Source organism: Kitasatospora sp. NPDC053057 (assembly GCF_044546945.1).
Lineage (GTDB): Bacteria > Actinomycetota > Actinomycetes > Streptomycetales > Streptomycetaceae > Kitasatospora.
Genome location: NZ_JBITZP010000088.1, coordinates 1 through 7,771, shown reverse-complemented (window position 1 = coordinate 7,771; position 7,771 = coordinate 1). Strand labels below are relative to the sequence as shown.

Annotated in this window: 12 protein-coding genes; 5 read left to right on the top strand and 7 right to left on the bottom strand. The window is 70.7% G+C overall.

Annotation, left to right across the window (positions count from 1 at the left end):
* Window positions 1–271: 271 nt before the first annotated feature.
* The 3 genes from ACIG5E_RS38550 to ACIG5E_RS38540 all read right to left on the bottom strand — a co-directional run bounded on the left by ACIG5E_RS38550 (window position 272) and on the right by ACIG5E_RS38540 (window position 1,667).
* The gene (locus ACIG5E_RS38550; protein WP_396541842.1) at window positions 272–790 is read right to left on the bottom strand and encodes an NUDIX domain-containing protein; all 519 of its coding nucleotides are present in this window, start codon (window positions 788–790) and stop codon (window positions 272–274) included.
* Window positions 791–907: 117 nt separating this feature from the next.
* Window positions 908–1,138, bottom strand: coding sequence for a hypothetical protein (locus ACIG5E_RS38545; protein WP_396541840.1), 231 nt, complete (start codon window positions 1,136–1,138; stop codon window positions 908–910).
* A gap of 187 nt (window positions 1,139–1,325) precedes the next feature.
* On the bottom strand, window positions 1,326–1,667 hold the full coding sequence (locus ACIG5E_RS38540; RefSeq protein ID WP_396541838.1) for a hypothetical protein: 342 nt from the start codon (window positions 1,665–1,667) through the stop codon (window positions 1,326–1,328).
* Window positions 1,668–1,812: 145 nt separating this feature from the next.
* Between ACIG5E_RS38540 and ACIG5E_RS38535 the strand changes: the two genes are divergently transcribed.
* Together ACIG5E_RS38535 and ACIG5E_RS38530 are read left to right on the top strand one after the other, a co-directional pair.
* On the top strand, window positions 1,813–2,646 hold the full coding sequence (locus ACIG5E_RS38535; RefSeq protein ID WP_396541836.1) for a Scr1 family TA system antitoxin-like transcriptional regulator: 834 nt from the start codon (window positions 1,813–1,815) through the stop codon (window positions 2,644–2,646).
* Window positions 2,639–2,842, top strand: a complete 204-nt coding sequence (locus ACIG5E_RS38530) for a DUF397 domain-containing protein (protein WP_396541834.1) — start codon at window positions 2,639–2,641, stop codon at window positions 2,840–2,842. The genes ACIG5E_RS38535 and ACIG5E_RS38530 overlap by 8 nt, the downstream gene beginning before the upstream one ends.
* A 417-nt stretch (window positions 2,843–3,259) precedes the next feature.
* On the opposite strand, the gene ACIG5E_RS38525 is transcribed toward ACIG5E_RS38530, so the two are convergent.
* A complete protein-coding gene (locus ACIG5E_RS38525) occupies window positions 3,260–4,207 on the bottom strand; it encodes an NAD-dependent epimerase/dehydratase family protein (protein WP_396541832.1) in 948 nt (315 codons plus the stop codon).
* Between the two features lie 153 nt (window positions 4,208–4,360).
* Here ACIG5E_RS38525 and ACIG5E_RS38520 point away from each other — a divergent pair, with 153 nt between their 5' ends.
* Window positions 4,361–5,716: an ALF repeat-containing protein gene (locus ACIG5E_RS38520; RefSeq protein ID WP_396541830.1), complete on the top strand. Its 1,356-nt coding sequence runs from the start codon at window positions 4,361–4,363 to the stop codon at window positions 5,714–5,716.
* A 110-nt stretch (window positions 5,717–5,826) separates the two neighbouring features.
* On the opposite strand, the gene ACIG5E_RS38515 is transcribed toward ACIG5E_RS38520, so the two are convergent.
* Window positions 5,827–6,039, bottom strand: coding sequence for a hypothetical protein (locus ACIG5E_RS38515; protein WP_396541844.1), 213 nt, complete (start codon window positions 6,037–6,039; stop codon window positions 5,827–5,829).
* 104 nt (window positions 6,040–6,143) lie between these two features.
* Between ACIG5E_RS38515 and ACIG5E_RS38510 the strand changes: the two genes are divergently transcribed.
* Window positions 6,144–6,665, top strand: a complete 522-nt coding sequence (locus ACIG5E_RS38510) for a peptidylprolyl isomerase (RefSeq protein WP_396541828.1) — start codon at window positions 6,144–6,146, stop codon at window positions 6,663–6,665.
* Entirely contained in the window at window positions 6,665–7,084 is a 420-nt protein-coding gene (locus tag ACIG5E_RS38505; RefSeq protein ID WP_396541826.1) for a hypothetical protein, read from the top strand. Before ACIG5E_RS38510 ends, ACIG5E_RS38505 begins: the two co-directional genes overlap by 1 nt.
* 54 nt (window positions 7,085–7,138) lie before the next feature.
* Here the strand turns inward: ACIG5E_RS38505 and ACIG5E_RS38500 are convergent, their stop codons facing one another.
* The gene (locus ACIG5E_RS38500) at window positions 7,139–7,288 is read right to left on the bottom strand and encodes a hypothetical protein (protein ID WP_396541824.1); all 150 of its coding nucleotides are present in this window, start codon (window positions 7,286–7,288) and stop codon (window positions 7,139–7,141) included.
* Window positions 7,261–7,671 (bottom strand): hypothetical protein, encoded by a 411-nt coding sequence (locus ACIG5E_RS38495; protein WP_396541822.1) that lies wholly within the window; start codon window positions 7,669–7,671, stop codon window positions 7,261–7,263. The genes ACIG5E_RS38500 and ACIG5E_RS38495 overlap by 28 nt, the downstream gene beginning before the upstream one ends.
* Window positions 7,672–7,771 lie beyond the last annotated feature (100 nt).

The window sequence follows — 7,771 nt, the reverse complement described above, 5'->3', positions numbered from 1 at the left end:
CGATCTCGGGCCTCAACACCTCAAGATCCGCACAGGGAGCGGCGTGCACTGCGTCAGGCTCTCCGAAGCGACCCACAGATGGAGCAGAAGAGCCCTCAATGAGCACTGACCCCAGGGCCCCCGGGGGAGGGGCTCTTTCGCGCGGTGGAGGTGCTTGGCGATCCATTCGACCCGGGCCTGAGTGGTGGGGCCCTGTGGGAGGTCGAGGACCGCCACGCCGGTGGCCTGAATCTCCTCGTTCCGGGCCCTGAACTGTTGCTCATCACTTCTCCTACGCCCCGGCGGGACGGCCGCGCAGAAGCAGCGGAATGCCGGCGCCGAGCTCAACGACGCGCAAGGCGTCGATCACCCTGGCCGTCTGCTCCGCGTCGGTGACGGTGGGCAGGTCCGCGGGCGGCACCCATACGGCTTCGAGGATCCCGCTCTGTTCAACCGGCGGGGCCGCAGCCTTGGACGCCATTCGGGCCGCGAGTCGACCGCCCCAGAAGACGAAGTTCACCCCTTCCGGGCTCTCCCCCGCCGACACGTAGTCCACCGCAACCAGCTGCCACAGGTCGAGGACGAGACCGGTTTCGGTGAGCACCCACCGTGCGGCGGCCTCGTTGGGCGCCTCGTTCGGCTCCGCACTGCCGCCGGGGAGAATCAGCTTCCCGGGCTTGTACGCTGGCCGGACCATGAGAACGTGGCCGTCCGGGTTGAGGATCAACGCCACGCAGCCGAAGCGGCGGCCGGGCGGATTGATCCTGATCACCGAACGCATGCTCTCGGACTTCGTACCGGTCTCGGTCAACTCGACTTCTCCTTCGAATAGTTGATCGTGAAGTCCCGTCCCGAGCCGTGGCAAGGGGGAGCCTCGTCGCTTAAGGACGCGGCCCGGGACGGGAGACTTGGGATGGGGTGAGGCCGGTTATGCGCTGGCGCTCAGGCCCTCAAGGTTGCGCATGAACGTCTCGGCGGAGTGGGCCGTATAGAACCGCCTGACGTCGCGGGTGTCGTTGGCCCTGCGGACGTAGTCGCTCAGTTGGCGGTCCCAGACGCCCCAGCACTCCAGCAACCGAAAGTGGGGGCTACGGGAGGTGATCTCCCGAATCTCGTAGCGCGCGCTCCGGTCGTTCGGGGGGTACGACCCAGCGCTCATCGCTCGATCTCCGACTGCCTGTCAGCGTTCCTGGCCCAGGCGGATGCCACGTTGAACTCGTAGAACCCCAGGGGCTGGGGATGCGGCGGCAGGGCGCACGCGAGACCACCAGCCCTCTTGTCCTGCATGACCCAACAGGGCCGACAAGTACCAGCAGGGTCCGCAAGAGGGAGGATGGTGTAGCGGCTCATCTGCGAGGCACCGTTTGAATGAAACCGCCGGCCTTCTCGACGTCGTGGGAGAAGTCGTTGGACTCTCCTTCGATGGGGGAGATCGTGGCCTTGCTCGGGACCAGGATGGCGCTGGCCGTGCCGGACCTGATGTGGTCCAGCGCGGACTGAAGGCTACGGCGCCGGTCCGGCGACTTCCCCAACTCGTCGTCCAGAACGGTCAGGCAGATCTCCCAGCGGTGTTCGTCCGCGTACTCCTCGCATCGACGCATCTCGGCCTCGGGGAAGCCGGTACCCGTCTTGGCGAGGTAGATCACGACCTGGAGCCGTGGCGGGCTATCCAGTACAGAGGTGTTCACGGCCGGCGGGGGCGTGGAGGTGCGTTTGCTCGTCACAACATGGCTCCGATCCGTAGTGCGATGACTACCCGGGGTGCCAACTGTCCTCTAAGCTCCAGAACTGTTCAACCTGCCTCAAGTGGTTTGTTTGATAGGACGAATCGCCGTGAACAAAAAGGAACTTGACCCGGAGGCATCCGCAGCTGCCGAGTTCGGAGCGTTACTCCGCACGTCACGGGAACAGCGAGGCTGGACCCAGGAGCAACTGGCAGAGATGGTTGGGTGCACGTCGTCGTACATCTCGGCGCTTGAACACGGCCGAAGGAAACCAAGTCAACAGATCGCAACTGCACTTGACCGAGCGTTCGGTTCCGGCGAGCAGTTCCTGAGGGAGTGGGGCACGTCCGGCCAGCGAGCGTTGTTCGAAGGCTTCGACGAGTACGTTCGCAGCGAGGCAAAGGCAGCAACGCTGCGACTGTTCGAGATCAACATCGTGCCGAGCCTGCTGCAGACTCCTGACTACGTCCGTGCCTACCAGGCCGCGCCAGTGCTGCGAGGCGTTGCAACTCAGGAGCAGGCCGACAAGCGAACTGAGCTTCTGTTCCGAAGGCAGCAGGCCCTCAACCGCGACCCCGCACCTTTGGTTCGCGCGGTCATAGACGAGGGCGCGCTACGCCGGCCGATCGGGGGCCACGACGTCATGGCTGCGCAACTCCGGTACCTTGAGACCCTGGCAGCTCGTCCCCGCGTCCTGGTCCAAGTGGTCCCGTTCTCAGCAGCCGAGGCCCGGCCGTTCGCGCATCCAATTACGTTGCTGACCATGCCGAACAGGTCCATCGTTGGCTATAGCGAGACCGAGCGGCGGGGCTTTCTTGAACGGGATCCCAAGACACTGGCGGACTGGACCAGTGAGTACGATCACCTGCAAGGCGAGGCGTTGTCCCGGGCTGCGAGCATCGAGTTCATTCGAGAAGTGCGGAAGGGTTTTGATCATGGATGACCTGCACGGCGCCGCTTGGCGCAAGAGCTCCTACAGTGCTCAGGCAGGACAGTGCGTCGAGGTCTCAGACAGCCTTCCCGGCGCCGTCCCTGTACGTGACTCCAAGGACCCCGAGGGTCCCGCACTGGTCTTCCCGGCGGAGGCATGGCAGTCCTTCGTGACCGCCGTCCGCGGCGGCGAGTTTGGCGAGGTCTGAGCCAGGACCGCAAGGGCCCCGCCTATCAGCGGGGCCGCCCACACCCTTTCGGCCTGCCCCGAAAGGTGTTGACTGCCCGCCGTGCACGAGCTGATCATCGGACCCGGGACTTTACAGGGAGTACGGCCCCGATGGTCTAGGGCCTTCGGTGTGACCTCCTTGATGTGCGGCATCCGATCCACGATGTTGTCGCCGTCCAGGAAGAGGATCTTGTCGCCGATCCGGACGGCGAGCACCTCCCGGGTCGCGTACGGGCCCTTCGGGGTGTTCACCAGGTCGATGGCCTTGTCGCCGAGGTTGGGCACCGGGGTGACGGTCACCGTTTCCTGCACCGGCTTCTTGTCCCAGTCCTGGCCCCCACGCGCCGCAACCGCCCCGTGCGTCAGCCCGTCACCGGACGTCCCCCACCGCCCCCCCTCAGGCCGTCCGCAGCCGCTCGCGCCACCAGCCGACCGTTGCCGCGAGCTGCTCCTCCAGCGGGGTCGCCCGGGCGGTGAAGGCCGCCTCGTACGCGGAGGAGTCCATGGCGAAGGGCCGGTCGAACTGGTAGCGGACCTCCCGCAGTTCGCGCAGCAGTGGGGAGAACAGCCCGGCCACGCCCAGTAGGACGGGGGACAGGCGGCGCACCGCGACCGGGCCGGTGCCGGCCTCGGCGGCGAGGCGCTCGGCCATGGTGCGCACCGGCAGGGCGGGGGCGGTGGGGACGTGCCAGGCCCGGCCCCAGGCCCGTTCCTCGGTGGCGAGTTCGGCCATCGCGCGGGCCACGTCGGGCAGGTAGGTCCAGCTGTGCGGGGTGTCCGGGTCGCCGAGGACGGCGATCGGACGGCCCTTGAGCAGGTTCGGCATCGCGCGGGAGGCCAGGTGGCCGCCGTCGGTGACGCCGGGGCCGAAGAAGTCCGAGGCCCGCACCTCCACGGCGCGGATCCGCCCGGCCTCGTGCAGGGCCCGCGCCTGCTCCCAGGCCGCCGCCCGGACCCGGCCCTTGGGGCCGGTCGCGGCGAGCGGCAGGTCCTCGGTCATCGGGCCCTCGATCGGGCCGTAGCCGTACAGGTTGCCGAGCATGACCAGCACGGCGCCGCTGTCCTCGGCCGCCGCGCACAGCGCGGAGGCGAGGGCGGGCCACTTCCCGGCCCACTGCGGCAGCGGCGGCGCGGCGCAGCCGTGGATCGCGACGGCGCCGCGGGCTGCCTGCGCCAGCCGGGCGGGGTCGCTCGCGTCCAGGGCGAGGTGTTCGACGCCCTCGACGGCCGGTCCGGCGGGGCGCCCGGTACGGGTGACGACCCGGACGTGATGGCCCTGTTCGGCCAGCAGGCGGGCGGTGGCGGCCCCGGCGGGCCCGTGTCCGACGACGAGATGAAAGCTCACCCGCCCCACCCTAGGGCCAGCCGCCGACAGGTCTGACACGCCGTCGGCGAGGGCCGGGGGAAGGCGGCAAATACCTGGTATGGCAAGCGTAAAAGAGGATCTATGCTGTGGGGCGTTCATGATCCCTTCACAGGGAAAAGCGGGTTCCACTGCATGAAGCTGCCCTGGGTGTCCACCGTCGTCGCCGCCGCCGTCCTGGCCCCCGCTGTTCTGTTCCCCTCCTCGGCCTCGGCCGCCGACGCTCCCCAGCCGACCGGGATCTCCGGTCCTGACACCGCCTCGGACTCCGTACCGGACACCGCCTCCGGTGGCACCGGCGGCACCGAGGCCGGTGACGGGCAGGAGCAGCGCGACCGGGCCGAGATCCAGCGGATCCTGGCCGACAAGGACACCGGCCCCGGGGTGCGTGAGGCGGCCGAGGAGGCGCTCAAGGGCAGTGCGGCCGACCTGCGGCACTTCCTGACGGTCGACCTGGCCAAGAACCGCGGCGACGACCTGCGGGTAAAGGTCTCGCAGATCATGGCCTCCGGCGGCCCGGCCGTGCGTGAGGCGGCCGGCAAGGCGCTGGACGGTGGCGAGGCGGCCATCGTGAAGTTCCTCGCGGAGGGCTTGCCCGCCGCCCAGGCCGAGGACGCCGACCGGGCCGAGATCCAGCGGATCCTGGCCGACAAGGACACCGGCCCCGGGGTGCGTGAGGCGGCCGAGAAGGCACTCAAGGGCAGTGCGGCCGACCTGCGGCACTTCCTGACGGTCGACCTGGCCAAGAACCGCGGCGACGACAACCGGATCAAGGTGTCGCAGCTGATGGAGACCGGCGGTCGCGAGGTGCGCGAGGCGGCCGCCAAGGCGATGGATGGCAGCGACGCGGACATCGCGAAGTTCCTCGCCGAGGGCTGGCCCGCCGCCCAGGCCTCCGACGACCGCGTCGCGGTGTTCGTCGCCCTGTCCGACAAGAACACCGGCCCGCACACCGTCGAGGCCGCCAAGAAGGCGCTCAGCGGCACCCCGGCCGACGTCGCCGCCTTCCTGCGCGACCTGCCCAAGCTGCGCGCCTCCGACAACCGGGTGAAGGTCTCGCAGTTGATGGAGACCGGCGGCCCGGCCGTGCGTGAGGCGGCCGGAAAGGCGATGGATGGCAGCGACGCGGACATCGCGAAGTTCCTCGCCGAGGGCTGGGCCACGGCCCGCGCCGCGGACGAGGCCGCCGCGAACAAGCCGTCGGACAAGCCCGCCGACAAGCCGTCGGACAAGCCCGCCGGGCAGCCCGACCAGGGCGCCCAGCAGCCGCAGACCGTCCAGCCGGCCGCCCTCACCGGGACCACCGACTCCACCGGCACCACCGGCACCACCACCGCCACCACTGCGGGCACCACCGCCGCCTCCGGGACCGGCACGCTCGCCGCCACCGGCACCGACGGGCTCGGCTGGGAGGCCGGCGGCGCCGCCACGGCCCTCGCCGCCGGGGCCGCGCTGGTCGCGCTCTCCCGCCGCCGCTCCGCCGAGAGCTGACACCCGGTCGCGTCCCGGCCGCCGTCCCCCGCGACGGCGGCCGGGACGCACCCGTTCTCAGCGCCCGTTCTCAGCGCCCCGCGGTCAGTGCCCGCCGTCAGCGCCTGTCCTCAGTCCCCGCCCCCGCTCTCGCCGCTGCTCACCCCGCGGCGCCGCGCCTCCCGCCGCCGCCGGCGCGCCTCGCTGCGCAGCACCTCGCCCGCGCCGAGCGTCACGGCCGCGACCGCGCGGGTCCAGCGCGGTCCGCCCCGCGAGGCCCACACCACGCATCCGCACCCGGTGAGCGTCAGCACCAGCAGCCCGACCAGCACCGCTCCGACCATCACGGGTCACCTCCCCTCCCACCGCGGCCGGTTCGGCCACGAACCCCCCACTATGTCAGGATGCCCATCCGACCACCGAGTAGGACGAACAAGAGGAGTCACCCGTGGCCAACGCCCGGTTCGCCACCCTGCACACCACCGCGGGCCCGATCCGGCTGGAACTGTTCCCGTTCCACGCGCCGAAGACGGTCCGCAACTTCGTCGAACTCGCCGAGGGCACCCGGGAGTACACCGACCCGCGCACCGGCGAGCCGGGCAGTGGCCCGTACTACGACGGGACGACGTTCCACCGGGTGATCAAGGGCTTCATGATCCAGGGCGGTGACCCGACGGGCACCGGCACCGGCGGTCCGGGCTACGCCTTCGCGGACGAGTTCCACCCGGAGCTGTTCTTCACCAAGCCGTACCTGCTGGCCATGGCCAACTCCGGCCCGGGCACCAACGGTTCGCAGTTCTTCATCACGGTGGGCACCCCCACCCATCTCAACCGCCGGCACACCATCTTCGGCCAGGTCGCCGACGCCGCGTCCAAGGCCGTGGTGGACGCGATCGCCGCCGCCCCCACCGAGGGCGAGCGCCCGGTGGACGACGTGGTGATCACCAAGGTCGAGATCACCCACTCCTGATGGCCGTGACCGCCGTGACCGCCGTGACCGCCGCGACCGCCGGAGGGGAGACCTTCCCGCCCCGCCCGGTGCGCGGGGTGCGGGCCCGCTACGTGCGGCAGGCCGGCTGCCCGAGCTCGGTCGCGGACGCCCTGGTCGACTTCGAGCCGTGGGAGGAGGGCGTGCACCTGGAGCTCGCCGCCGGTGCCACCGTGTACGGCGGCACCGCGTCGGAGGAGGACCTCGCCCGCTACCACGCGGCCCTGGCGGAGGGCGTGCGTGCCGAGCTGGCCGGGCAACTGCCCGGTGTCACCGTGGCGTTGGCGCTGGTGGTGCACCGCACCGTGGTGCACGACGTCGACACCAGCGAGTACGCCTACCGCAGGGCCGGGCAGGTGGCGGTGCGCGAGGTGCTCGCCCTCCTCGGGACGCCGGCGTAGCCGAGCCGCCGCCCGGCGCGAAGCACGAGCGGCGGCAAGGACATTGATGAATCGTCAGACGCGGTTGGTGAAGGTCGGACTGGTGTTGGCGATGTAGAGGGTGGCCCCGGCGACGGGATCGGAGCTGAACGGGACGGTGATGGTGTCGGCGGCGGCCCACCGTGCGCCGCCGCCGCTCAGTCCCGCGCCGCCCGGCGCCACCACCCCGCCGCGTCCTGGGCCGCCCAGCGGCCCAGGAACACCGCGGCGAACAGGGCGAACGGGACGGGAGCGGCGAACAGCGGAACCGACAGCCAACTCGGCCGGCCGGTGCTCATCCGCCCCCTGTCGTCCAGCCACACCGTGACCTCACGGCCCTGCGGGTACGGCCCCTCCGGCCGCTCCGCGCTGAACTCCCGCCCGTCGACGCTCCAGCGGAAGGTGCAGGCGTAGGTCTTCGCCCCCAGGCCGCCGCCCTCCCCGCCCGGCTCCTGGCCGCTCACCCGGCAGCCCGTCACCCGGGCCGTGGTGGCGCGCGGGTGGCTCAGCCGCTCCCGTACGGTGCCGACCACCTGCGCGGCCAGGAACACCGCGACCAGCGTCAGCAACAGGAACCGTTCCTAAACAGTGTCCAGGAGCGACATTTGCTGCCAGCTCCCGGAACTGCGCGCATCCCGAACGGTGTTGGATGCGCTGGGTTCCCGCGTT

Coding starts and splice junctions, on each gene's coding strand:
- ACIG5E_RS38545 (WP_396541840.1), bottom strand. CDS start 1,138: ATGAGCGCTGGGTCGTACCCCCCGAACGACCGGAGCGCGCGCTACGAG.
- ACIG5E_RS38530 (WP_396541834.1), top strand. CDS start 2,639: ATGGATGACCTGCACGGCGCCGCTTGGCGCAAGAGCTCCTACAGTGCT.
- ACIG5E_RS38520 (WP_396541830.1), top strand. CDS start 4,361: ATGAAGCTGCCCTGGGTGTCCACCGTCGTCGCCGCCGCCGTCCTGGCC.
- ACIG5E_RS38515 (WP_396541844.1), bottom strand. CDS start 6,039: ATGGTCGGAGCGGTGCTGGTCGGGCTGCTGGTGCTGACGCTCACCGGG.
- ACIG5E_RS38505 (WP_396541826.1), top strand. CDS start 6,665: ATGGCCGTGACCGCCGTGACCGCCGTGACCGCCGCGACCGCCGGAGGG.